Raw genomic sequence first — 26192 nt, 5'->3', positions numbered from 1 at the left:
CACAATTTTCACTCGCCTATTAAAGCCATGCGGCACCACGCACTCCCGATGCACTGCCATACATATTTTGCACCACAGGAGTTCGGCACTCACCGCCCAATACATATCGAGGTAAAACATCGGGTAGTAGCACATAGATAGCATCAATATTTGATACCCCACCACCGAGTACAATAATGTCAGGATCTAGCACATTAATAACGTGAGCGAGCGAACGGGCAAGTCTGTCGATATAACGATCAAATGCAGCAGTTGCTTGTGCATCACCTTGTTGCATTAGCGAAACTATTTCGGCACCATTTGTCGCTCGACCTCCAGCAAGTTGATAGTCCCGAACAAAACCCGTGCCTGAGATAAATGTCTCTATGCAATCTCTATTGCCACAAAAGCAGTTAGTTGAATTAAACTCTTCGGCAGTCATCCAAGGCAAGGGATTATGGCCCCATTCGCCACCAATTCCATTTCCACCGCCATGCACTTTACCGTTAATAGCAATCCCCGCACCGCAACCTGTACCAATTATCACCCCAAATACCATGTTCTTTCCGGCAGCTGCGCCGTCTATAGCCTCCGAGACCGCAAAACAGTTGGCATCATTTGCCACTTTCACTTCTCTGCCTAAACGCTTAGCTAAATCTATATCGAGGGGGTGACCGTTAATCCAAGTCGAATTGGCATTTTTAACCAGGCCTGAAAAAGGAGAGATAACACCGGGGATCCCAACGCCAACACTGCCTTTTTGCCCAAGATGAGCTTCGGCTTCATTAACTAATGCCTCAATTGTATCTAAAGTTGAATTGTATTCTCTTGGCGTAGCAACTCGCTTACGAAACAACTCTTCACCTTGATCGTTCAGTGCTACGACCTCTATCTTTGTACCACCTAGATCAACGCCAATCCGCATGTGTCCCTCCACAGGTGTTATTCATTCTTGCTTTAAATTATTAAAATACAGCCCGTTACCTAAGATGAGATGGCTTTCATCAAGCCACTCCCTAATCCCAATGGGGGGCGTAGGCGATAAAGTACGGATTCAATATGTCAGGCTTTTGATTGTAATTCAGACGAACATGAGTGTCATACTGCAATACGCGTCCACCAGCGCTTTCCAATACCGCTTGCGCTGCTGCGGTATCCCACTCACTGGTTAACCCTAGACGAGGATAAACCTCCGCTTCACCTTCAGCCAGTAAACAAAACTTAAGCGAACTTCCAACACTTTTCATCTCATGTTCGCCGATCTCTTGCAGATAGGTTTCTAAGCCAGGGCTTGCGTGAGAGCGACTACCAACGATTCGAGGAACAAGCGGTTTCTTGATTTTCGCTTTGGGTAATTCTATTTGATTCCCAGCATGCTTTAACCAGGCTCCACAGCCTAGTTCACCATAAAAGCATTTATCAAGTACTGGTGCATACACAACACCAGCCACAGCCTTATCCCCCTCGATAAACGCAATATTCACCGTGAACTCGCCATTGCGCTTAATAAACTCTTTGGTACCATCGAGTGGGTCAATCAGCCAATAGGATTGCCAATGGCGCCTCTGCTGCCAATCTATATCTGTCGACTCCTCAGACATCACAGGAATATTGGGGGTCAACTGTGCTAGTCTTGCAACAATCACCCTATGACTAGCTAGATCGGCGGCTGTTACAGGGCTGTCATCGGCTTTAGTCACAACCCCGAGATCCTCTTTGGCATAGATAGCCATAATGGCATTACCCGCTTCAGTCGCAATATCGACCAGTGGCGCTAACCACTCTTGTTTAAATGTCTGGCTCAAGTGAGTTATCTCTATAATTTATTTAAGGTAATGATCCTATTATGCCAGTTTTAAACGATAACAATTAATAACCAAAAAATCATTCTTGGTTTAAAAGGTTCTAGAGCGCTTCGAGTCCGTTCGCAAGCTCACGATGAGGACAGCCTACTAAAACAAGTGAAAGTGAACAGCAGCACTTTTGAGCTTAATTTAACTATGCAGATCTTGTTTGTTCTTTATTGCTTTCCCTAGAACCTAGGGCCTTCTTTGCTTTACCACCTTTCAACCTGTCACAGTTTGTGACTAACGCTCGATTCACCTTTCTTAATACTACCAGTCAGCAGTTAATTCCTCTAAAATGCGCTCCATTAACAAAAGGGATCCCAATGAAACTCAAATTATTATCTGGATTGTTACTGCTTGGCTGCAGCTCAGTGCAAGCGGCATGGTGGGTTGAACCGACTGATTTACCGCTAAGAGCCGATATTCAATTGCTGTCTGATACTGGCGTGATTGTTCAGCCAATCACCACTTACCCACTAATGTGGGACGGTATTAAGCAGGATATGGACAAGGCGGATCAGGCTGCTCTGTCTAGCTCACAACGTGATGCATTCGAGAGAGTAATTCGAGCATACGATCATGACCATCGCGGTATGAGCAGTAAAATTGAGCTTGCAGGCGGTTCTGACACCACACGTTTTATCGGCTTTGGCCAAGATTATCGTGATAAAGCCGAAGCGGCTGTTTCAGCCGAAGTCACCAAAGATTGGTTTAGTGGTCGCTTAGCTGCGAGTTATCACTACGAACCAATAGACGGTAACAGCACTCGCTTAGATAACAGTTTCGCTGCCGTGATGTTGGGCAACTGGATTGTCAGTGCAGGCGCACAGCAAAAGTATTGGGGACCAGGCTGGGATAGCGGCCTAATTCAAACCACTAACGCACGGCCTATGCCTGGCATGACGTTTAGCCGTAATAACAGTCAAGCATTTGAAACACCATGGCTTAACTGGATTGGCCCTTGGACCTTTACCACCTCATTTAGCCAGATGGAAAGTGACCGATATGTACCAGATGCCAAACATTGGGGGGCTCGCGGTACCTTAAGGCCGATCTCCAAACTTGAAGTGGGCTTCTCATGGACCATGCAATGGGGCGGTGAAGGCTATGGCAATAGCTTAGGCGACTGGTGGGACGGCTTATTTAATGGTGGCATGAGTGAAGGAGAAGTCACAAACGGCCAAGAGAATATGCTCGCTGGCTATGATTTCCGCTGGTCTGATACTGCTTTCGGCATCCCCTACGGTATCTACTATGAGCGCATTCACGAAGACTATCATAACGGTAAGAACAAGCTGATCAACTCAGCTAACATGGGCGGCGTAGACTTCTTCTTAGCTGACATCAATACCCGCATATTTGTTGAATACTCTGACACCCAAGTGGCCTGCGGCGTCGATTCTAACGCTTACAACTGCCTCTATGAGCATGGATTCTATAAAAATGGTTACCGTTACTATGGCCGCAGCCTAGGTAGCACCTATGACAACGATGCCACAACCTTGGTCATTGGCGGTATTACTCAGCTTGGCGGCGGGCAAAACATCAGTAACAAATTCCGCTGGTTACGACTCAACACTGATGGAACAGATTCAAATGTCGGTATTGGCGGCAACCCAGTATCACCTGGCGAGTATGAGCGTGTATACCAGTTAGATACCAGTTACCACAGACCTTTCTACCAAGGTACCTTAAAGGTCGGTGGCACTGTGGGTTACAGTCAATATGTCACCTCTGGTGGAAACGACTGGGATACGACGATTTACGCTGGCTGGGAAAGAAGTTTTTAGTTTCAAAGAAGGTCCTAGGTCTAAAAGAAGATCCTAGGACGTTCGCAAGCTCACTGCTAGGGCGGACTACGCCCTGCTAGGAAAAGCAAAAAACAAAGCACCGTATCGTCCGCTTCTTTGTTTTCCTGCTTTTCCTGCTTTTCCGGCGTTTTCGTCTTAGCTCATTCCTAGAACCTGCTTTTTCTAGGTACTAAGACAGTCTCAGCTTTTAACCATCAGCGAAGCGTTCCGTAAGTGAGCCAGCGAACGTTCCGTATACCGTAAGGCCACAGGCCATTCTGTTCTTCCGTCTCAGCTTTAACCTGCTTTTCCCATCTCAGCTTGCTCCGGCTTTTTCTCGTCTTTGCTTTAACCTAGAATCTGCTTTTCCTAGCACCTATAACCTTCTTAGCTTCAACCTTCTTAGCCTTGAGCCTTTTGATATTCAATCATGGCCTTTAGTTGTTGCTGCCAGTTTGCACGAATGAGACTTTCCGGCTTAATACTGAGTTGGTTACACACCTTCTCAGCATTCAACACACTTTGCTTTGGCCGAGGTGCTAAACGTTTTTCATGTAACCCTTGCCAAGCTTGAGTCGTAATAGGCTGAATTAAACAATCAACTATTTTAGGTGTAGACTCTGTCATCGCTAATGTCTGGCGCTGGATCTCACGTGCAAGCTCATACCAAGAAGTAATAGAGCCACCAGCGTAATGGTATAAATGAGCCATACCTTGAGCCGTTCGTGGTTCCAATGTCCCTTTGTCATTTAAGTTCGTCAGCTGAGTTTTCTTAACGAGCATAAAAATAACAACAGCTAAGGCTTCGCACCATGTAGGGCTGCCATATTGATCATTAATAACCGATAAGCTCTGCTTTACTTTAAATAACCCTTGCATGGTTTTGACAAAGTTATTCCCCCAACAGCTGTATAGCCAAGAGGTACGTATAATCGTTGCCTTGGCTCCTAAAATCTCATTCAAGCAACGCTCGCCTTCAAGCTTAGTTCGGCCATAAGCAGACAGTGGAGCTGGAGCATCTTGCTCTGTGTAGGGCTGCTGTAACAGACCATCGAACACAAAATCTGTTGAGATATGCACGAGTCTAATATTTCGATGCAAACACTCTTCGGCGAGTAACTTTGGCCCAATCACATTAACCGCCATTGCCCTATCGAGATCGGTCTCAGCGTTATCGACTGCGTTATAGGCGGCGCAATTAATCACTATATCTGGCTGAAAGGTATCAAAGGCCACTCGAATAGAATGAACATGACAAATATCCAACTGCTGATGAGACAAGCTAATCACTTCATCGGTGCTTGCTATGCACTCTAAGGCCTCGGGCAACGAGGCCACCAGCATTTGCTGAGCAGCTGTTAGCTCTGAACTATTAATCTGGGATGCTTGGGTAACCTGTAAAACTTGGGTAACTCGAGCAAGCTCTACAATAGACAGTAACGCCTGCGCCAATTGGCCTGCGCCACCAGTAATAACAATTCGCATCTTGTTTTAACTATCTCTTCTAGCTTTAGTTTAGTTTGAGTCTTCAAGCAACACCGAGTACTCATCTAGCGAGCCATGGCCTCGCGATGATAGAAAAGCGAGTAAGGCTTCAGGACTGCGATTCAATAACCTATCTAGAGGAAACTCTGCTTGCTCAACAATCTGCTCTGCCAGGGTAAAGTCTCCTAGGCTGTAGGCTACATGAGAATCTGAGCCCATCACCAACAACCCACCCGCCTCTTTAACCGCCTTGGCTATCGCAATGCAGTTGTGCTCGCTACCTTTTCTGGAGACTAAAAAAGAAGAGTTATTGATCTCAAGGGCGACATTATTCTCTGCAGCAGCCTTAGCAACAGCATCAATATCAATTGGATAGGCGGGGTTACCAGGGTGTGTAATAATGTCGACATGGCCACTGTTGATACAATTAATCATTGCTGCGGTATGGATTTCTTTATTGCTTGGCGCAAATACTGGCTCATGAAACCCTGCTAAAACAATGTCTAACTCTTCTAGGTAATCGCCAAAAAAGTCGATCTCTCCGACTTCATTCTTAATATTGGCTTCGATGCCACGTAAAATACCGACACCATCGACCACTCGCGGTAATACTCGTAGGTTCACAAAATGCCAAAAGTGGGGAGCGTCGGCCATATCGGGACCATGATCTGTGGTAGCAAATAGCTTCACCCCTTTGTGTTTAGCCATCGCAATATATTCTTGTAACGTACTATAAGCATGAGTTGAAGCAATCGTATGGGTATGGGTATCAACAAGATATTTCATGGTGGTCTCATTGTGTTAAACAAAAAGGAGTAGATGTTTAGTCTACTCCTTTCACTAACATAGCTCTATCGATAACATTAATAACCTATGAGATTTGCGGCCGACAGCTTAGTCACTTAAGCTCTTTTCTAACTCATCCCACGTCTGTCGTTTACGATAAATGGTAGAAGCGCTGATATCTAATAACGCCGCTGCTTTAGGCACATTACCGTCACACTGTGCAATAGCATGTTCAATAGTCTGCTTCTCAGTCAGCCATAGTGGCACGATATCATCGTTTTTTTCCTCGGCAGCTTTCGATGCATACTGCTCTGCACCTGAAAAAGCCGCTCGCTCAATACCGTCAAGAAAGGAAGGGCCGCCTGACTCTGCCGAGTTCTGCCCTCTATCTTGCTGTGAATGAGATTGCGCCATGCTTTCATTAACAGTGCCTTTATGAATAGTGGCTTCGGGTTTTACGGAGGAGGCTGCAGTTAGCTGCATCGGCAACATATCGAGTTCAACTAACTCGCTATCGTTTAATACCACTATCTGTCTAATGACATTTTGCAACTGCCTAACGTTACCGGGCCATTGATAGCTTTTTAAACATTGTTTAGCGTCTCGGCTAAAGCCTTTAAACTTCTTACCCTCTTCTTTGTTGTACTCTTTGAGTAAACTAGACGCCAGCAATAAGATATCTTTGCCACGCATTCTTAACGGTGGCAGTTCGATGGGGATCACATGTAAGCGGTAAAACAAATCCTCCCGAAATCGCCCGGCTTTAACTTCATCCCATGGCATTCGATTGGTTGCACTAACAAAGCGCACATCGACTTTTTCCTCTTTAGTGCCACCAACACGCTGAAACACCCCGGTTTGGATAAAGCGCAGCAGCTTACTCTGTAGCTCAAGATCCATCTCGCAGATCTCATCGAGAAAGAGCGTACCGTTATGTGCGCGGGTCGCAGCGCCATCTCTATTGGCTACGGCGCCGGTAAATGCCCCTTTAGTGTGACCAAAGATCTCACTCTCAATGAGATCTTTAGGAATAGAGGCACAGTTTAATGCCACAAAAGGACCGTCCCGACGGTTACCCGCATTATGTATCGCATGAGCGCACACCTCTTTACCTGTGCCACTCTCACCAATAATGAATGCCGAGGCTTTACTGTTAGCCACACAATCTATGGTTTTATACACGGTTTGCATTGCAAGAGACTCGCCCACAAAGCCCATATAGTGAGGTTTAGGTAGGCAACTCTCATATTTTGCGACAAGATCAACAAGTTGGCGCTGTTTCAAAGCGTTACGAACGGTTATGGAGAGGCGTTTAGCGTCGAAAGGTTTGACTAGAAAATCAAACGCGCCCGAGCGCATTGCATCGACGGCAATATCGATACTGCCATGAGCAGTGATCATGATGACGGTGACATCTGGGTAGTCGGCCTGCACAGTTTCTAAAATATCCATGCCCGACATATCTGGCAGCTGAATATCGAGCACTAACAGATCCGGTTGCCAGCGTTTAAGCTCGCTTAGCGCATCAATCCCATGGTTAACATGGGTTACTCGAGCCCCCTCCGTGCGCAGGTATTCAGTATACAGCGCCCCGAGAGACATGCTGTCTTCTACGAGCAATGTGGTAAATGAGCTTGTTACATCCATATAAAGTCAGCCTATTAATAATGAAACAACGTTAGACGACAACTTGCTTAATATCAAAAAGTTAAGCTCGCCTTTTCCACATGAACATATCGTTAAGTCTAGCAGCAATTACTCTTGGTGTGTTGATTCAAAGCGTTGCTGGTATAAGTTAACTGTTAACTCTGCTGTCGCAATGACTTCATCGAGTAATAGCGGGATCCGAGCCACCTCTTTAGCTTTGGCGCTTAACTCTAGCTTTTTCGCCGCAACACACAGTGCAGCCGCTCCAAAGCTACCAGAGCTGCTTTTAAGCGTGTGAGCCTGTAGATCGATTTCAGCTAAGTCGAGTCCATTTCCGTTTTGGTACTCTAAAAGTAGCAAGCGCAATATATTCAATCGCTCCTGCGCCTCGGTTAAAAAAACCGACATCATCCGACTTATCGCTTGCTCACCTAACATAGCCGTTAGCTCATTAAGTACTGCCTCATCAATAATGGTCATCTGTTCCTCATCGCTTTGAGGGCCGACTTGTAACCGCGCCCCCGTGTCACTTTTACCGCTATCGTTACTGATTCTATTAACTCGGTCAAACGGGACCACTTTAGCGCCTTCAATAATAGCTCTTTCGTTATGATCCACCGCATGATTGTCCACCACATGCAAATGAGCGCTCTGTCTATCGGCTTCTGAGGTAACTATAGTCTCTTCTTTAGCCGATACAATCCATTGATTTACAACATTAACAAGATTCACTCGGTTAACAGGCTTAGGCACGAAATCTTTCATGCCTGCATTCATGCACAGCTCTACATCCTCTTTTTGTACATTAGCCGTCATGGCAATAACAACCTGTGATGGATTGCGTTGCAATATTTTTTGGGTAGCTTCGATGCCATCCATCTCTGGCATTCTCATATCCATTAAAATCAAACCATATTCGTTATTACTGGCCATTTCTAAGGCTTCAACACCATTATTAGCTATCTCAACCTTAAAGCCAGCCTTACTCAGCAAAGCACTGGCAACAATTTGATTTGCGGGGCTGTCCTCAGCCAAAAGAATGGGGAGGTGCTGCCTTTGCTTACTGGATATTTCGGGCAAATCTTGTGTCTGCTCTACTGATGATTCGCATTCGCCTCGAAGCACTCCTAGCATCATGTCACGGCTCAGCGGTTTATTAATCACCTGCTCTAAGCCAATCTTCCTAAGTAACGCTGACGCCTCAGATTGGACTACAGCCATTAATGCCGCCATCACGCCTTCATCGAGCAGATGATTTCGTTTGATGCTATTAACCTGTTCAACATTCAGTTCGAATAGGCAATGCTCATCGATAAGCACGAGGTTAAAACGACCTTGTACCTGTGAACAATTAAATATTGCCTCAACACTGTCGACACAGACCGCTGTCACACCATACTGACTGTATTGCCTGCGAATGACATCACGATAACTCTCGTTTGCATGCACTAAAAGTACACGAGAGTGACTAGGGAGAGGAGCAAAATTAGCGTTCGCAGCTTCATCTCGTTTCAGTAATAGATCAAAGCTAAAGCAGCTTCCTTTACCTTGCTGACTTTTAACTCCTATATGGCCTCCCATCAGAGCAATAAGCTCCGCACAGATAGCCAAGCCTAGCCCTGTACCACTGTAGTTTGTATTATGGCTATCATGGACTTGGCTAAACTCTTCAAATAGTGTCGCCTGAGCCTGCTCACAAATCCCAATGCCTTGGTCTGAGATCTTGCAACACAGGCGAGTCTCATCGGTATCGGCTAAGCACATCTCAATGGTAACGCAGCCACCAAAAGAAAACTTAATCGCATTATCGACCAAGTTATGCAGTACCTGTCTTAACCTTTGACCGTCACCAATTAATGTCTCTGGAACATTGCGATTAACAAAAATAGCCAACACAATCCCCTTATCCTGCGCCTTAGGTGACAACACCTGTAACACTTGTGTGGCAAGTTTAGCTGGAGAGAAAACACTCTCTTCTAGTACTATTTGTCCCGCTTCAATCTTAGAAAAATCCAAAATATCATTAATAGTGCTGAGCAATGTGGTTCCGGCCTCCTTGGCGGTATTAGCATAGATACGCTGCTCTTTATTCAATCCTGAGTCCAATATTAAGTCAACGCTTCCCAGTACCGCATTAAGCGGTGAGCGGATTTCATGACTCATAGTGGCTAAAAATCGAGATTTAGCCTCACTGCCCTGCTCGGCTTGATCTTTGGCTAATTTAAGTTGAGTTTCATACTCCATGCGGCGGGAAATATCTCGAATAAAGGCGGTGAGCAAGGTCTCATTACCAAGCTGTACTGGAATAAGCGTTAACTCAATAGCAACGGATTCACCTGTAGACCGGCTAGCCTGCATCTGCGTTGAATGCTTAATCGCCACGCTTTCTCCCGTGACTCGATACTCATCTAAAATAGCGTGAAAACGCAGCTTCTCCTCTGCGCTAAAGATCATATCTTCCAAATGCTCGCCAATCATCTGCCCAGAATGAAACTTAAACAACAAACATGCCGCGTCATTCACTTCTTGGATCTCACCAGACATATCAATCGTCACCAGCGCGTCTTTGCTGCCCTCTAAGGTCGCTAACAATATCGATTCGGTTCTTTGGGCTGCGACTTGAGCACGTTTCACATCACTTAAGTCTTTCACTAAGCCTAAGAAGAGCACTTCATCATCGATACACATTTTTGAGATAGACAGTTCAATCGAGAAAAGGCAGCCATCTTTTTTCTGCGCTAACAGCTCACGTCCCTTGCCTACCGTCTTATCATCTGAACTTGTTAGATAGTGTTGGATATATTCATCATCAATATTGCGCTCATTCGATGGCATCAATAATGAAACATTTTGCCCTATTAGCTCTGATGAGCTATATCCAAACAAGCGACTTACCGCGGGATTTACCTCCTCAATAACTCCTTTAGTATCAACTATCACAAACCCATCTACAGCTGTCTGCAATATGGCATTCAGCCTAACATTAGCGCTCTCTAATGCCTGATTTTTATCTTCAACTTTATTTACCATCTGATTAAAAGCAAGCATGGTTTGGCCAATTTCGTCCCTACTGCTAACTGGGATCTGAACGTTCGACTCTCCCTGCAAAATCCGCTGAGACGCACTCTTAAGCAGTGCTAAATTACGGGTCAAGTAGTGGCCTAACAGCCAGGAAAACAGTGCCACTAAGAACATCTCAATACCAGCAATGGTCAAGAAACGGGTTCTGGCATCGATAATAAAGCTCTCTAACTGGCCCGTGTCAAAGCCCAGCTCAACCTTTCCATAACTAAATCCTGATTCTTCAATACCTCTTTCAATGTCTAAGCTCCCATCATCAACATTAACAATTCCGCTGTCTAATGAGGCTGTTGAGTCGCCGTTGTGACTCCCTACACTAACCAGTAATCGATTTTGGTCATAAATGTTGACATAGAGGACTTGAGAGGTGGTGAGCAACTCATTAGCAAGCACATTCAACGTAGAGAGATCACTGCTGATCACTGCATCCTTTGCGGCAGCAGCAAATAGAGACGCGGTAGAGCTGGCACGCTTTTCAATCTCTGTTTGATTCGAGGTTTTCAGATAATCGACACTGGTGTAGACCAGCAGCATCAATAACAGACCTTCGATTATGGCGATCCCTAGAATCGTTTTTATTCGAAATGACACTAGTGACTCCCCTTTAGTGGCTCGTTAAGCTCACTCAGTGACAGTGCCCGAACATCATCCCAATCACTACTTTGCGCAGCCTCCATAGCTCTAAAGCCTAAACCCTTTAATAAAGCGCGCCCCTTACTCGTGGCTGAGAGAGCCTGCAACTGAAGCAACAACTGCTCTCGACTCTGCTTTGAGACTCTCGGATGAGTCGCGATAGCGTGAGGAGTATACCCAGGGGTTTTCCAAAGCACCTTTAGCTGCTTAGTGACATCACTGTCCATATTTTTAAATGTACGGCCTACACCACCGCCCGCATCAACAAGACCTTGAGCCACAGCAAGATAAACTGAGTCATGGGAGCCGACATACTTGGTACTGTGAACAATGCCCTGTTGTTTTAAAATCGCACGAGGGATCACACTAGCCGCAAAGGCTGCTGGAGCAGGAAAGGCTAATGATTTGCCATTAAGATCGCTAAGTTTAGATATAGGAGAGTCTTTTCTTACAACGATAAGGCCTTTGAGGTATTTATCTTGCTCTTTCGCCAATGCGATATAACCCGGAGATTCATGAAATACGGTAAAGTGATAAGGGTTCATATAGGCGATGTCATACTCTCCCTTGGCTAAACGCATTTCAAAGGTAGGAATGTCCGGCGCCGTTGCAAATTGCAAATTAAGATTCGCATTTTGCGATAACTCCGCCAACACTGGAGACCAGCCTTTTGCCAAGGTGCTCGCCGCCTGCTGTGGCACGACTCCAAACGTCAGCACCTTAGGCTCTATGCTGCCTGTAGCCGTTGCCGAGCTATAGTTGGGCATGAACATAAACCAATATAAAACAGCAACTTTAGTCAATGATTTAAAGGTAGACATCGCATTAGATCTCAATTCTGTTTAAGGCTATTAGTTACTCAGAGCAATCCCTATGCCACAGTGAAAAGACTTTGCATATCGACCAGCTTAACAAACAGACCTAGTCACAAAAAACTTTTTAAATCAATACTTTAAAGTCAATCCCTGATAAACAACAGGCCTTATCAAACTCACTTACTCCATTACATGGCTTGATGTTCACCCAGTTCAACAAACTTCTTAATACACAGCCATTACCATCGTTCACTGTCTGGCATGGAGCTTGCTTTATTACACATACCCATGAAGAGAGCAGGTTGAGAGGAAGACAATGACAACGCCTTTATCTTTACAGCATGTCAGGCAATATAAGATTATCCTGGTGGAAGACAGCGATAGTGAACGCTGTTTACTGCTAAATCTACTCGACTCCATGGGATTTTGCGCTCAAGGCTTTTCAAATGCTCAAGAGGCCATCAAACACCTTCAACATGAACATGTGGATATGGTGATCACCGATTGGATGATGCCAAAAATCAGTGGCATCGAGTTATGTCAAACCATAAAATCAATGCCTTGCTCGCCATATACCATACTGCTTACTGGCAATAACCAGAACTCGCATATCGTTGAAGGTATCGAGTCTGGTGCCGACGACTTTATCGCAAAACCTTTTCACAGCGGCGTGCTGAAGGTGAGAATTCTCGCCGGGCTGCGCATCATAGAGATGCAACAAAAGCTAACCAGTCACAATAAAGCACTCAACCAGATGCTAGTAAAAGAGCAAGATTACCTCAATTGCCTTAAACAGGATCTTTCTCTCGCCGCTCAACTGCAACGCGCCCTACTCCCCAAAAACTCAGACTTAAGTGAAGGCTGGCGCGTCACCACCGAATTTAAGCCAGCACAAGATCTCGCCGGCGATCTGTTTCAATGCTTCAATATCGACCAACAACACATTGGCTTTTATCTATTGGACGTCAGTGGACACGGTACGGCTGCATCGATGCTGAGCTTTACCCTAGCGCATCATTTATCTAGCAGCCAAAAAGCCTGGCAGTCACTTGATTTAGTCGGGATAACTAACAAGCTTAATCGAGAGTTTGATGACCCCGAGCAGTGCGGCCGCTTTGCAACACTACTTATCGGGATCGCCAATACTAAAACAGGAGAGGTCGAAATCATCAATGCTGGCCACCCATCACCTATCATCGTCAGCCCCTTGGGAGCCAAGTTTATTGATGATAGCTACACCGAGTCACAACTGCCTATAGGCATAGATAAACAACACAGTTATCAGAGTCAGCACTTCAGCCTAAAGAAACAGGAGCAGTTGCTGCTCTACTCCGATGGGATCTATGAGTGCAGGCACAGTAAATTTGGAAGTTTTGGACTGACAAAACTGCTGAAGAACGTGAGTGATGCCAGAGCGTTACCGGCAGAAAAACTGCTCCATTACCTCAGCTATAGCACTGAGCTTTGGCAAGAAAAGCAAGCCCAGGACGATATCTCACTAATGCTCATTTCAGCCACAAACAACTTGCCTCATTGTGGTTATCAAATGTAAGGAAACGCTATGAATAGCCTACAGTTTAATCTAAATCGAAATATTTTTGCCAACCACTCCATAAGCAGAGAGATAGAGCAATTCATGCTACAAAATCAGGTATCCGACACTAAGCGCTTCAAAGTGATCACCTGCGTCCTTGAAGCGGTCTCTAATGTATTTACTCATGCAGCGCCAAAAATAAACTCTTTAATCATCGTTTTGCACTGCGACCATCAGCAGATAGTTATCGATCTGCTGGATAACTCTCAGATGCAGCCATTGACGCCTCCAACAGATTGCCCACCAGCAGACGCCGTTTCAGGAAGAGGCCTTTGGATCATCAAAAGTTGGATGGATAGCGTTCGCATTCAAGAGACCGTCGCCGGTACTCATCTGCAGTTTAGTATCGCGGTTTAATTAAAAGTAGGAGCTAGGACCTAGGGCGCTTCGCTTAGAGGACGGACTGAATAAACAAGGTTCTAGGACGCTTCGCTACTAGGAAATCAAAAGCGAGGCAGGCACTACCTTTGAGCTTGCTGTTCTTCCCTACGGTCGCTTATTCGTCTTTGTTGTTTTCAGCTTTTCCGTCTCAGCTTGTTCCGCCATAGCTTGTTCCGACTTTTAATTGTCTTTGCTTTTACCTAGCACCTGCTTTTCCTAGGATCTAGGACCTTCTCAGCTTTTACCGTCTCCGCTTTTCCTAAGTCCTAGGTCCTAGGTCCTAGAGCCTAGAAGTCGCAACGCGACGCTCTCGAAGTGACATCGTCACGCTCTATAAGCGAAGCGCCCTTCTCAGCCAGTTCCCATTTTGCATCGCAAATAAAGATCCCAGATTTAAATTAGCCAAAGAGAGCTTAAATTTAACAGTAAAAGCAATAAATACATACAGATAGGTTTTGGCACTGGGTTTGCATTATTAGTAAGCAAAGAGTTAATAAACTCTATGCCTGTTTGATAACCCACGCAAAATGCCAAACGCATTTTTAAGGATGGCGATATGACTTTCTCTCAATTACCACAAAACAATGCATGCAAGATCACTCTGCCTGTTGAAGTGATAATGACGCAAACGCCGACACTCAGAGCTGCAATATTACAGCAAATAGACGCAGGAATGACCCAGCTAGTGATTGACCTGCATAAGGTGGAATATATCGACTCAAGCGGCCTATCAGTACTGATCTCCGCCTTAAAACGTGTAGAGCAAGAAGATGGTGAGATTGTCCTGCTGTCACCTACCGCTGGTGTGCGTTCGCTCATTGAGCTCACTCGTTTACATCAGATTTTCACTATCTATGAAGATGAAGCGGCGGCAGTCGATTATATCTGTAATGAGCTTAGCAAAAGCCAAGCAGCGCATTAAGAGGGCACTGTTATGAGTCTAAATCAAGCCATTGTTACTAAGCACAAAAAAATGCAGCAAGCGAAGAGCACTCTCGGGTTTATCAGTAGTCTCTCTATACTGCTACTTACCGCTTGCGTTACGCCTCATCACCCTGAAGAGGCTGCTATCTGCAACGGTAATAACAATGACAATATGACTCAGTGCCACTTTTATGATCGTAACACTCCCTACATGCGCAGTAAAAACGGCGCCAAAGCCGCTAGCTTCAACACAGCAAGAACCGATAGCACAATGGGCAACACTTGGTTAATGCATGCAGGCCAGTCACAGCAACCACTGCATCTGCCTCAAAATATCCGCTTATCGGTAGGTGATAGACTTAAGATCAGAGTACTCAATGGCGAGGAGTTTAGCGGCGATGTCGAAGTCAATAACGATGGCTATATCTACCTGCCTTACCTAGAGCCTATCCATGCCAAGGGGCTTGATATTGCACAGCTAACAAGCTCAATTCAGCAATACCTAGTCGATGAGGAGTTTATGCTTAAGAACAGCGTGCGTATAAGCATTACTCCCCTGAAGTGGGCACCGGTTGAAATCACGGTATCGGGAGGCGTATTTGAACCTGGTCAGCACCAAGTCAATAAAAAATCTGACCTTGAGATTATCGATGATGATGGTGACCACAGTGGCGATCAAGCAGCTAAACGTACTATTGCATCGGCGCTACGAGCATCGGGCGGAGTGCGTCCCGATGCTAATATCTCTGCAATTACAGTGTTCAGAGGCCAACATAGCTTTACTTTAGATCTATCCGGTGTGATCCATGGATACCCGGTACCCAAGTTCACCTTGATGTCGGGAGATCATATTCATGTACCACAACATGACTATTTTGATGATGTGCTCGCCCGCCCGTCACAAATTACTGCACCGGGTATTCGAGTCTTTATATCTAACCTAACGCAGCCAGCATCCAGTAACGCACAGTCTGCTGTCGACACCGATGCGACTAGATTCCCATACGGTACTCGACTGTTAAGCGGTGCCATCGCAGCTAACTGCGTTGGTGGCGCACAGTCAACCAATGCGAGTCGCTATTTACTACTGATAACCAAGAACCCGTTAACCGCCCAAGTCGATGTTGTAGAACGCTCAATGGATAGCTTAATCAGACACTCTTGGGAAACGGGTATGAACCCTATCTTAATGCCGGGTGATGGGATCGCTTGTTATGACTCACGCGTGACCAATATTCGAGAAATTGCGCGTTCAATCACCGAAGTACTCGTACCAGCTACTCTGCTAGAGTTGCTGTAATAGAAGCGCTACAAGGAGGTTATGATGAAAACTCAACACTCCTACAGACCTCTTTTATGGTTAAAGCACTACTTTGTAAACGGTAGTCAACTGTCAGCTCAAAAGAGAAAGCGTGCCTATCTCATCGTCACCTCGCTACTACTGCTTAGCATCTGGTTTTTGGTGCTGTTATTTACAGTTTTGAGCCCAAGCCGTTACGTCAGTCAATGGACGCTTATTTTGCCCGGAGCAGGTGCTGGGGCCTTAGTTAGCCTAGATAGTGTGGGGCAAGCTAATAGCTCTACCAACTCTCCTTATGCAAGTAGCGCAATCGATCCTAGGGTCAATTACAAGTCTATTGCAACGAGTAAAACGCTAGTTAATGCCGCTGCAAAAACACTGCACCTTAAAAGCAGTGAATATGGCATGCCAAAATTAAAACTCCCTAACCAAACCGGGATCATGCAGTTCAGTATCAAAGGCTCAACGGCCAAGGGCGCACAACAAAAAGCCTGGGCCCACTATCACAGCCTACAGGCACTGTTAGCTGAACTTCGTCGGGATGAAATTGAGCAGCGAGAAGATGCTATCCGAGTTGGCATGGCAACCTTTGCCAATAAAGTGAATTTAACTCAGGAAAAGTTACTCGAGTTTCAATCGATACACGGATTAGTGTCACTGGATCAATTCAAAGAGCTAGCCTTAACCATGGAGAGACTGAGACATAACAAAGTCAATTTAGTCTCTGAGCTACAAGGCGTAAAAGCCAGCCAAAAAATGTTGGAGATCCACCTAAGCTTAACGCCAAAACAGGCGGCGGGATTACTAACCTTGAAAAATGATCAGCTTTTTCAACAACTACTCATCAGCTATACCAATGTCACTGCGACGCTTGCCGAGTACAGCAGCCGCTTTGGCAAGCGTCACCCGAAAGTCGTGACCTATAAAAATGAGCAATCCTCAATTCTTAGCGCGCTGAGTAAACGCTGTAAAATTCTGCTTGGCTATAACGATAAACGTCTGATGCTGATGCTATCGGCTGATGATTTAGACGGTCGTGCTCAGCTTATGCAAGAGTTACTCTCGCTCAATACTAAAGCCGAAGGTCTTAGACATAGAATTGATGCCCTATCCGAGCAAATCCATGATTGGGATCATCGGTTCAACGACAGCAATGACGATGCAGCCAAACTCGAAGGCCTGCAGCGAGAACATCAAGTCGCAACGGCGGTGTTTACTTCCGCACTGGCAAAAATGGACTTAGGTAAAGCCGATATCTACGCAGCCTATCCGTTACTGCAACTAATGGCGTCTCCGACATTAGCAGAAAAGCCCGATAACTTGCGCTCGCTATTGGCCATTGTTGGTGGCGTGGCGGCTTCAATTTCATTGATTGCAGGGATGGGAATGCTATGGATCCGCAAACCTATACTCCAGAAAATTCTGACGAAGTAATCATCTGGCGTGCGATTACTGGCACCTATCTGTTCTGGGTTTTAGGTGCTATGTATCTCGTCGCCCCGGTTATTGCCTGGATACTACTGCTACGCATGGTAAAGCGAGTATTGTTAGATAAAAAAAGCTATAGCATCAGCAAAACACAAGTCTGTTGGATTATCGCTATGGGTGTCATGTTACTCGCTCTAGTGATAGGCCATCTAACCCATGATTTAGGCCTAGCCAAACTGATTAAATCCAGTATCGGCTGGGCAAAAGGTTGGGCACTGTTGGCCATATTTCCACTCTTGGGCAGCCTGCAGATTCGCCCTGAACTTATTTACCGCGCCTGTTGTATCGTCTGCAAACATACACTGATATTGCTGCCAATCTTCATACTCGCTTGGATAATTAAGCTCCCAAGCACTCTATACACCTCGCCATTAAGCATTATTGGTGGCCCTGGACCTGAGTTTTTCAATGTCAGCCTATATGAGATAGACCCAGCTAGTGGCCTACCTAGATGGAGACTATTTACCCCTTGGGCGCCGGCCTTAGGTATGATCGGTAATCTTTTTTTTACGTTTGCTATTCAAGAGAAATCCAAACGATTTAAGTTTTATGGCTTTGCTGGCAGTTTTTGTATGGTCTTGTTGTCGCAGTCTCGTTTAGCCTTAGTGTGTTATCTACTACTCATCGGCTTTTTTATGTTTATCCGCTGGTATCGTTCCCCATGGATTTACCTTATTGCCAGCCCACTATTACTAGGGCTTGGCGGCTCTGGCCTTTATGTTGTCGAGAAGATGCAACAGAGCGTAGAAGCCTTTAAAGCCGCTCGAGCAGGCTCAACCAGAGTACGGCAAGAGCTTGCTAATATTGCCCTCGAGCGCTGGGCAAATGAGGCGGTAGTCTGGGGGCACGGCATTGTTGAGCGCGGCCCACACCTAGTGGAGTATATGCCGATAGGCTCGCACCACACTTGGTATGGTTTACTGTTTGTTAAAGGTATTGTGGGCGCTATCGCCTTAGCCGTTCCGCTACTTATAAGCCTGTTGGCTCTACTTAAAACCCTTTTTCATTCGGCACTGAGCGCAGTCGCTGTCTCGGTCATCTTTCAGTTGTTTTTATATACCTTCGGAGAGAATCTAGAGATCCTGGCCTATCTATTCTGGCCAGGACTCGTCATTGTCGGCGCTGCTTTAAAAGAAGGTTCTAGGGGATAGGTTCTAGGTTCTAGGCTCTAGGACGTTCGCAAGCTCACTATGAGGACGCTTTGCTGCTAGGAAATCAAAAGCGAGACAGGCGATACCTTTGATCTTTCATCTACTCCAAGTTCTTTCTCTTTCATTCATGCTTTCCCTCTTAGCTTTTACCGTCAGCGAAGCGTTCCGTGAGTGAGCCCACGAACGTTCCGTCCACCGTAAGGCCGCAGGCCATTCCGCTTTTCCGTCTCAGCTTGTACTGTCTTTGCTTTAACCTAGAAGCGCAGCGTCCTCGAAGTGGCGAAGCCACGCCCTAGCATCCTAGAAGCGCAGCGCCCTTCTTAGCTCCCAACCGTCAGCGAAGCGTTCCGTGAGTGAGCCTGCGAACGTTCCGTAAGACCTCAGGCCGTTCTGTCTTAGCTTGTCCATCTCTGCTTGTTTCGGCTTTTAATCGTCTTTGCTTTTAGCGTCAGCGAAGCGTTCCGTGAGTGAGCCCACGAACGTTCCGTCCACCGTAAGGCCGCAGGCCATTCCGCTTTTCCGTCTTAGCTTGTACTGTCTTTGCTTTAACCTAGAAGCGCAGCGTCCTCGAAGTGGCGAAGCCACGCCCTAGCATCCTAGAAGCGCAGCGCCCTTCTTAGCTCCCAACCGTCAGCGAAGCGTTCCGTGAGTGAGCCTGCGAACGTTCCGTAAGGCCACAGGCCGTTCTGTCTTAGCTCGTCCGTCTTAGCTTGTCCATCTCTGCTTGTTTCGGCTTTTAATCGTCTTAGCTTTTACCTAGAACCTGCTTTTCCTAGGGCCTAGGACCTTCTCAGCTTTAACCTGTTCTTCCCTTCTCTTTTTCTGATTCGCAATATGCGAATAAACTGATGTCATTTCACCGCACAGAAAAAAGCTACATTTCAATCAAATAAACACCACTTTAAATCTCATTAAAAATCAATAGGTTTAATGAAAAACCTCTAATAACCACCTAATCAATAAAGATTGGCATGAACCCTGTATTAAAGATAAGAACTATTGGCTAACGCCATCATCACTCGAACAGCAGTTATTCGATGTTTCTCTGCAACAGGTGCTCTTATGCAAAGTGAATCGACCTACCAAAGCTCTCTATCGACAGTGTTAAACGGGGCACTGGCCAAAGGTTTATTCTGGCTAGGATCGGCTCAAGTGCTTGGTCGCATCGTTCGCCTCGGTTCCAGCATTATCATTGCGCGATTACTCACCCCCGAAATTTTCGGTCAGGTTGCCATCATACTGACCTGCTTTGAGCTTATCTGTACACCAACCCGCCGCATCTCTAGCGCTGCATTGATAAAAATGGATGATAGCCAACTTAAACACTCTCTATCTGCGGCTAACCGAGTTAACTGGTTAGCCGCTATCACCGCCTTCGTTGCCATGAGCTTACTCAGCTGGCCGCTTGCAATCTACTATGATGACTTGCAGCTAATTCTTCCCATGATACTCATGGCAACAAGCTATTTACTGCTGCCTTTTGGCATGCTCTACGCCGCTATCAATCTACGCTTAAACCGAATGCGAGTCGTAGGTAGGGCTGTACTGTGGCAGACGGTATTTGATGCAATACTCACTGGTAGTTTCGCTTTACTCGGGCTTGGGATTTGGGCCATCATTTTGCCCAAAATCATTGTGGTATTTATATGGATTGGGGTTCATAGATATCACAATCCCTTGCCGGAGACTTTAGCTTCCCCCGCCTCAGAACCTCGATGGCAACTATTACCTGCAAACTCCAAAGCGATACTTAAGTTCGGCCTACAAGTTGGACTTGGAGATCTCGCTATCGCGTTAAGACAAAATATTGATTACATCTTAGTCGGCTATTTTCTCGGCATCGAGGCGTTGGGAGTCTACTTCTTTGCCTTCAATGCCAGTTTAGGGATTAGCTTAGGACTAGTGCAAAGCTATGGCACCGCGCTTTACTCCTACCTTTGTCAAAAAGGTAAAGAAACAGATCCCAAACAGCTGACAGTAGAACAAAAATACTTTCAATCCCTTAAGTTCATCATGCTACTGACGCTGCCGATTATCAGCTTGCAAGCCCTATTAGCACCGCTGTATGTCCCTTGGGTCTACGGCCAGAAATGGTTAGATGCTGGAGCCCTTCCTATCTTCATTCTACTTTGCCTAAGCGGTTTAGTTAGGCCTCTGGGTGAAGCCGCCAGTCAGTATTTAATTAGTTCAGGTAGAGGTCAGCTTAACCTGTTATATAACGGCGCATTCACTGCTATCTTAGCCGTCACGATTGCACTGTCGAGCCTATGGGGACTGCAAGGCGTAGCATTAGGGATCTTACTGTCACATCTTTTGGTAATGCCAAGTTTCACCCTCTATTTAAAGCTAACTCAACCGATAACCAACACCTCTCACTGTCGCTCGGAGGCATTTTATGACTGCTAATTTCACCAAGCAAAAAACTACACCGTTAAAGGTTTCGGTGGTGATGCCTATCTATAATGTTGAGGCTTTTGTTGAAGATGCGATTAACTCAGTGCTCGCTCAGAGCTTTAGCCACTTTGAGTTGCTGCTCATTAATGATTGCTCACCGGATAACAGCTTGGCTATCTGCAAACGATTTAATGATCCTAGAATCAAAATTATTGAACACGAATATAACCAAGGTCTCGCAGCAGCGCGAAATACAGGTATTCGCCACGCCACAGGGCAATACGTGGCATTTATCGATTCAGACGACATGTGGCACAGCGAAAAGCTTGAGCAACACATCACCCATCTCGACAATGCCCCCGAAGTGGGAATTAGCTTTTCACGCTCGCTGTTTATGGACTATCAAGGCCAAAAGATTAATGTCTATCAAATGCCTCAACTCAGCAATATTCAGGCAAAAGACTTACTCTGCCGCAACCCTGTAGGTAATGGCTCTGCGCCTGTTATTCGTCGTGAAACCCTAACGGATATTCGCTATCAAGCATTCAATAAGAGCCAACCCCATAGCTGCTACTTCGATGAAAACTTTCGACAATCTGAAGATATCGAATGCTGGCTAAGAATAGTGACCACCACCCACTGGAAAATAGAGGGGATCCCTGCCCCCTTAACCTTCTACCGCTTAAATGATCTAGGACTATCCGCGGATCTCAATAAGCAGTATGCCTCTTGGGAAAATATGATCAATAAAGCCAAAGGCTATGCGCCCGAACTCTTAGCACAACATGAGGAGAAAGCACGAGCCTACCAGCTCAGATACATAGCGAGACAAGCCATTCGAAATAAAGATGGAAAAGAGGCGGTTAAATACCTGCACCTTGCCCTTAAAACCGCCCCCGAAATCATTCAGGCGGAAACCGGACGTACCTTAGCAACAATGGCGGCAGCCTACCTATTGAAACTACTACCACTAAGATTCTATAAGCTTTGCGAAAATCTGGCCCAACGCTTACTCGGGCGTATTCAGGCCGCGAAGATCAACCGAGATGGCGTGAGCCCTGCACTGTTAAAGTAACCCCAACTCCTCTCTCCTAAGCCATTTGCAGCCTGCCTTGCAAGATGCAAATGGCCTAACCACTTCAAGTTTAGCAACCCAACTCATCACGTAACCAGTTGAATATTAAACAGATAAATTATGGCCTAGTATATGCAAGATCTAGATTAAGTATTAACACTATACGCTAGAAGGGACTCAATAATGGACAATACCAACTTGAATACCGACTCAAAAATAGAGTTAAAAATTGAGTCTAATCCCGAGTCGACTTCTCAAGGTGCTCACCTAGGCCAATCTCGTTTCAGCATTCGCTGTTTCGATTCTTTCGTCGCTTTAGTGATGTTACTACTGAGTTCACCGTTTATGTTGTATGGCTACCTTAAGAGCGCTTTCAGTCAGAACAGTGCATTTGAAACTGTGTATATTCACGGCATTAACCATAAGAGCATAGGCTTAAAACAGTTCTCCTACTCGGGATGGTTTAAGAAGCTGCCGATATTATTCCAGCTGCTGAGCGGGGAGCTTTCCGTTTTAGGTACAGAGCAGCAGTTCGCATTGTTAAAGCAAGATGAGCATGCTGACAGCTGTGCAGATAACTTAGCTAATTCTGCAAAAAAAACAAAATTCTCGAAGAAAACCTACCCCATTAAGCCAGGTCTTACCTCTATCGAACAGATGAACGCCGCAACGGGTCTACGTTTTGAGGCTGCTCCTCGCTCGCTTGATAAGGCTCATAGCAGCCTAGGCCGCTACCTGCTCGCGCTACTAAGACTTGTGATTGTATTGACTGTCACCCGCATCGTTTTTAGCAAACCCAGTAGAAATAACCCTCAGATCTCTGTATTTGGTATCACACTTGATAACTGGACTATGGCACAACTATTAAATGAAGTGCTACAGCAATGCCAGCGCAAGCCACAATCAATGCAGCAATATGCCTTTGTTAATGCTGACTGCCTCAACATTAGTACTCAAGACGAGTCATATCGTCAGTGTTTACAGCAGACTAAGCATATTTTTGCCGATGGCATTGGGGTACGACTAGCCTGCCTCAGTAAAGCGAAAGCGCTGCAAGATAACCTCAATGGCACCGACATGTTTCCACGCCTGTGTAAGCTCGCCGCAGCAAATAATCTGTCGATTTATTTATTAGGTGGTCGCTCAGGTGTTGCAAAGGCAGCAGCCAATAACATGCAGCAGCGGTATCCCAAACTCAATATTGCTGGCTGTCACTCAGGCTATTTCAATAGCGAGTCAAACAGTGATGATAATCAACGCGTTATAGACACAATCAACCAGTCTAATGCCGATATTCTGCTCGTGGCAATGGGTGCGCCAAAGCAAGAGTTATGGCTTGCAGCTAATAAGCAGCAGCTGACCTGTTCGATTGGAATCGGCGTCGGCGGCCTTTTTGATTTTTATGCCAATCGCATTAAACGCGCCCCCTTATGGCTAAGACAGATAGGGTTTGAATGGAGTTACCGTTTACTTCAAGAGCCTAAGAGAATGTGGAAACGCTATATTATTGGCAATCCAAGCTTTTTATATCGTGTGTGGCGGGAAAACCGTCAGCTAAAGAAGCTGCACACTCATCCACAAACATCTTGGACAAATAGAAAGCCCAGTGCAACTTCGGGAACGAACCTAACAAAGCAGCAGCTTCAAACAGAGCTTAATAAGGCGAACAGTAAAAACCAAAAAATGCCACAATTTGATGTTAAGCGCGCAAACCTACGCCGTGCCGTGTTTAATCTAAACCGGCATGTCGGTCGCAGCGCTAAGCGCTCACTCGATATCTTGGTTTCAGCCAGTCTGCTCGTCCTGCTATCACCGTTTTTAATCTGCATCGCACTCCTTATTCGCAGTGAGTCTAAAGGCGCAGTGCTATTTAGTCAGCCTAGAGCGGGACTGAATAACCAGCCATTTACCATGTGGAAGTTTCGCTCTATGTACCAAGATGCAGAGCAAAGGCTGGCGACACTAAACCAAAGCAACGAAATGGATGGCGGCATTATTTTTAAGATAAAGAATGATCCAAGGATCACCTTAGTTGGACGCGTGATCCGTAAGACCTCAATCGATGAGTTGCCCCAGCTATGGAATGTACTTAAAGGTGACATGTCGTTAGTCGGCCCCCGCCCAGCACTGGTTAGCGAGGTAAAGCAGTACAAGTTGCACCATAGAAACCGCTTGATGATAAAGCCAGGGATCACCTGTATTTGGCAAGTCTCTGGCCGTTCAACAATCCCATTCGAGCAACAGGTTGAGCTCGACATAGATTATATCTATCAACAGTCGTTTAGCGCTGATCTGCTGTTACTGCTGAAAACGATCCCCGCTGTTATTCTTGCCCGTGGCGCGTATTAAGGAGTTGCATATGCAAGCAATTATTTTTGCAAACCGGAATGGCAGTGAGCTGGCACCACTGAATAATTATTATTGCCCGGCCCTATTACCGATCAGTAATAAGAGCGTTATCGAGTACACATTAGAAGATCTTGCCGAGGCGGGAGTGAAACGAGTAAAGCTTGTTGTCTCCCCCCAGGTTAACGAAATAAAAGCCTTGGTTGGTAAGGGCGAGCTTTGGGGGTTAGAGGTCGACTACTTTCTGAGTAAAGAGCAGGAGGATGTCTCCAAAATCATCCCAAGGCTGTCACTGGATAAAACAGAGTCTGTCTTGCTTGCCCGCGGTGACATGCTCAGAAGCCCTTGTATCAACTCATTTCTACAATTTAGCAAACAGATGAGCCAAAGCTTTGTTATTGCAAAACTCGACAACCAAAATGCGGGTTTGATGATGCTACCCGCCGCCATAAAGCATACAGAGGAGCTCAACTGGCCTCTATCTAATGACCATGCTCAGCATCAAGACCAGATTCAAGAGAAAATTAGAAATAGCAGTATGGGTAACACAGTGACACAGGTGCTGCATGGCGACTGTTTTATGCTCAACTCACTCGATGAGTATATGCAGGCCAATCAAGCCATGGCACTGAAAAAAATCGTCGGTGCCACCCCAAAAGGCCGCTACTGCAGTAGCGCAGATGAAGCCAACGGCTTCTATATCGGCAGCAAAACCAAGACCGGACAACTAAGAATGCAAAATGCTTGGGGAGTCATTGGCGACAACAGCTGGATAGATGAAAGCGTTAACATGCAGCAAAGCGTGATTGTGGGTAAGAACTGCCTTATTGAGGCTAAATGCAGCCTAAAAAATTGCATTATTTTAGATGACTCTTACGTTGGCCAAGGGCTTAACGTGAGCAGTGCGATTATCTGCAAAGACATGTTGTTAACGCCACAAAGTGGCGCGGCTATCAAGCTTAACGATGACAGTATCATAGCGAGAAACCATAACGAATCGTCAAATAACAGAGTAAAGAAACTAGATAGATTATGTGCTTTGTTTCTGTTTATGCTAGGTCTGCTGCTATCCCCCGCCCTGCTGCTTATAAGCCTGACCGGCTCGAGTAAAAGCTGGCGGATAAAAGAGAGCGTTGAGCTAAATAACAGAGTCTACTCCTGCTGGCGCTGGGATCTTAAGCCGCTCTTTATTAGCAGACTACCTCAGCTCTACCTCGTAATAACAGGGCAACTAAAGCTGTTTGGGCGCACGCCATTTTTAAAGCAACAGCAATTAACCAGTAGCGAATACGGACTTTACGGGCCATTGCAACTACTGCCTTTTAGTGTTCCCGACGAGGAAAAAACACTAATCGAAACCGAGTTCATACTATCAAAGCAAAAGAGCAGGTATTGCAAGCTCATCAAGCAATCATTTAGTTACGCTAAACATCAACAGATACAAACACATTCAGAGTTAACAAGAGATTAGGAAGC

At 45.8% G+C, this 26192-nt stretch carries 18 protein-coding genes; 11 read left to right on the top strand and 7 right to left on the bottom strand.

What is annotated here, in order from left to right:
* Positions 1-19: 19 nt before the first annotated feature.
* Both mak and cysQ read right to left on the bottom strand, forming a co-directional pair.
* Positions 20-904, bottom strand: coding sequence for a fructokinase (mak, locus tag JMA39_RS00575; RefSeq protein WP_202719906.1), 885 nt, complete (start codon positions 902-904; stop codon positions 20-22).
* Positions 905-995: 91 nt separating this feature from the next.
* Entirely contained in the window at positions 996-1802 is an 807-nt protein-coding gene (gene cysQ / locus JMA39_RS00570; RefSeq protein WP_202720346.1) for a 3'(2'),5'-bisphosphate nucleotidase CysQ, read from the bottom strand.
* A gap of 347 nt (positions 1803-2149) precedes the next feature.
* Here cysQ and JMA39_RS00565 point away from each other — a divergent pair, with 347 nt between their 5' ends.
* Complete coding sequence (locus JMA39_RS00565) at positions 2150-3616, top strand: capsule assembly Wzi family protein (RefSeq protein ID WP_202719905.1); 1467 nt, start codon at positions 2150-2152, stop codon at positions 3614-3616.
* 402 nt (positions 3617-4018) lie between these two features.
* On the opposite strand, the gene rfbD is transcribed toward JMA39_RS00565, so the two are convergent.
* The 5 genes from rfbD to JMA39_RS00540 form a co-directional block, all read right to left on the bottom strand.
* Positions 4019-5101, bottom strand: a complete 1083-nt coding sequence (gene rfbD / locus JMA39_RS00560) for a dTDP-4-dehydrorhamnose reductase (RefSeq protein WP_202719904.1) — start codon at positions 5099-5101, stop codon at positions 4019-4021.
* Between the two features lie 30 nt (positions 5102-5131).
* A complete protein-coding gene (locus JMA39_RS00555; protein WP_202719903.1) occupies positions 5132-5887 on the bottom strand; it encodes a phosphatase in 756 nt (251 codons plus the stop codon).
* Between the two features lie 108 nt (positions 5888-5995).
* Entirely contained in the window at positions 5996-7534 is a 1539-nt protein-coding gene (locus JMA39_RS00550) for a sigma-54-dependent transcriptional regulator (protein WP_202719902.1), read from the bottom strand.
* Positions 7535-7642: 108 nt separating this feature from the next.
* On the bottom strand, positions 7643-11206 hold the full coding sequence (locus JMA39_RS00545) for a PAS domain S-box protein (protein ID WP_202719901.1): 3564 nt from the start codon (positions 11204-11206) through the stop codon (positions 7643-7645).
* Positions 11206-12015 (bottom strand): phosphate/phosphite/phosphonate ABC transporter substrate-binding protein, encoded by an 810-nt coding sequence (locus JMA39_RS00540; protein WP_237732515.1) that lies wholly within the window; start codon positions 12013-12015, stop codon positions 11206-11208. Before JMA39_RS00540 ends, JMA39_RS00545 begins: the two co-directional genes overlap by 1 nt.
* 364 nt (positions 12016-12379) lie before the next feature.
* Here JMA39_RS00540 and JMA39_RS00535 point away from each other — a divergent pair, with 364 nt between their 5' ends.
* The 10 genes from JMA39_RS00535 (at position 12380) to JMA39_RS00490 (ending at position 26187) form a co-directional block, all read left to right on the top strand.
* Positions 12380-13615, top strand: a complete 1236-nt coding sequence (locus tag JMA39_RS00535; protein WP_202719899.1) for a SpoIIE family protein phosphatase — start codon at positions 12380-12382, stop codon at positions 13613-13615.
* A 9-nt stretch (positions 13616-13624) separates the two neighbouring features.
* A complete protein-coding gene (locus JMA39_RS00530; RefSeq protein WP_202719898.1) occupies positions 13625-14014 on the top strand; it encodes an ATP-binding protein in 390 nt (129 codons plus the stop codon).
* A gap of 580 nt (positions 14015-14594) precedes the next feature.
* Positions 14595-14960, top strand: a complete 366-nt coding sequence (locus JMA39_RS00525; protein WP_202719897.1) for an STAS domain-containing protein — start codon at positions 14595-14597, stop codon at positions 14958-14960.
* 12 nt (positions 14961-14972) lie between these two features.
* Positions 14973-16262, top strand: coding sequence for a polysaccharide biosynthesis/export family protein (locus JMA39_RS00520; RefSeq protein WP_202719896.1), 1290 nt, complete (start codon positions 14973-14975; stop codon positions 16260-16262).
* A 21-nt stretch (positions 16263-16283) separates the two neighbouring features.
* Positions 16284-17696 carry a GumC family protein gene (locus tag JMA39_RS00515; protein WP_331253364.1) on the top strand — a complete coding sequence of 471 codons (1413 nt, stop codon included), beginning with the start codon at positions 16284-16286 and terminating at the stop codon, positions 17694-17696.
* Positions 17654-18901: an O-antigen ligase family protein gene (locus JMA39_RS00510; RefSeq protein WP_202719895.1), complete on the top strand. Its 1248-nt coding sequence runs from the start codon at positions 17654-17656 to the stop codon at positions 18899-18901. Before JMA39_RS00515 ends, JMA39_RS00510 begins: the two co-directional genes overlap by 43 nt.
* Before the next feature lie 1062 nt (positions 18902-19963).
* Positions 19964-21307 carry an oligosaccharide flippase family protein gene (locus tag JMA39_RS00505; protein ID WP_202719894.1) on the top strand — a complete coding sequence of 448 codons (1344 nt, stop codon included), beginning with the start codon at positions 19964-19966 and terminating at the stop codon, positions 21305-21307.
* Positions 21297-22370 carry a glycosyltransferase family 2 protein gene (locus tag JMA39_RS00500; protein ID WP_202719893.1) on the top strand — a complete coding sequence of 358 codons (1074 nt, stop codon included), beginning with the start codon at positions 21297-21299 and terminating at the stop codon, positions 22368-22370. Before JMA39_RS00505 ends, JMA39_RS00500 begins: the two co-directional genes overlap by 11 nt.
* A gap of 183 nt (positions 22371-22553) precedes the next feature.
* Positions 22554-24719 carry a WecB/TagA/CpsF family glycosyltransferase gene (locus JMA39_RS00495; RefSeq protein ID WP_202719892.1) on the top strand — a complete coding sequence of 722 codons (2166 nt, stop codon included), beginning with the start codon at positions 22554-22556 and terminating at the stop codon, positions 24717-24719.
* Positions 24720-24729: 10 nt separating this feature from the next.
* The gene (locus JMA39_RS00490; RefSeq protein ID WP_202719891.1) at positions 24730-26187 is read left to right on the top strand and encodes a sugar phosphate nucleotidyltransferase; all 1458 of its coding nucleotides are present in this window, start codon (positions 24730-24732) and stop codon (positions 26185-26187) included.
* Positions 26188-26192: the final 5 nt, after the last annotated feature.

It is taken from the genome of Shewanella schlegeliana (genome assembly GCF_016765635.1).
Lineage (GTDB): Bacteria > Pseudomonadota > Gammaproteobacteria > Enterobacterales > Shewanellaceae > Shewanella > Shewanella schlegeliana.
Note: the sequence above shows the minus strand (reverse complement) of the source record. Positions and strands in the feature narration are given on the sequence as shown.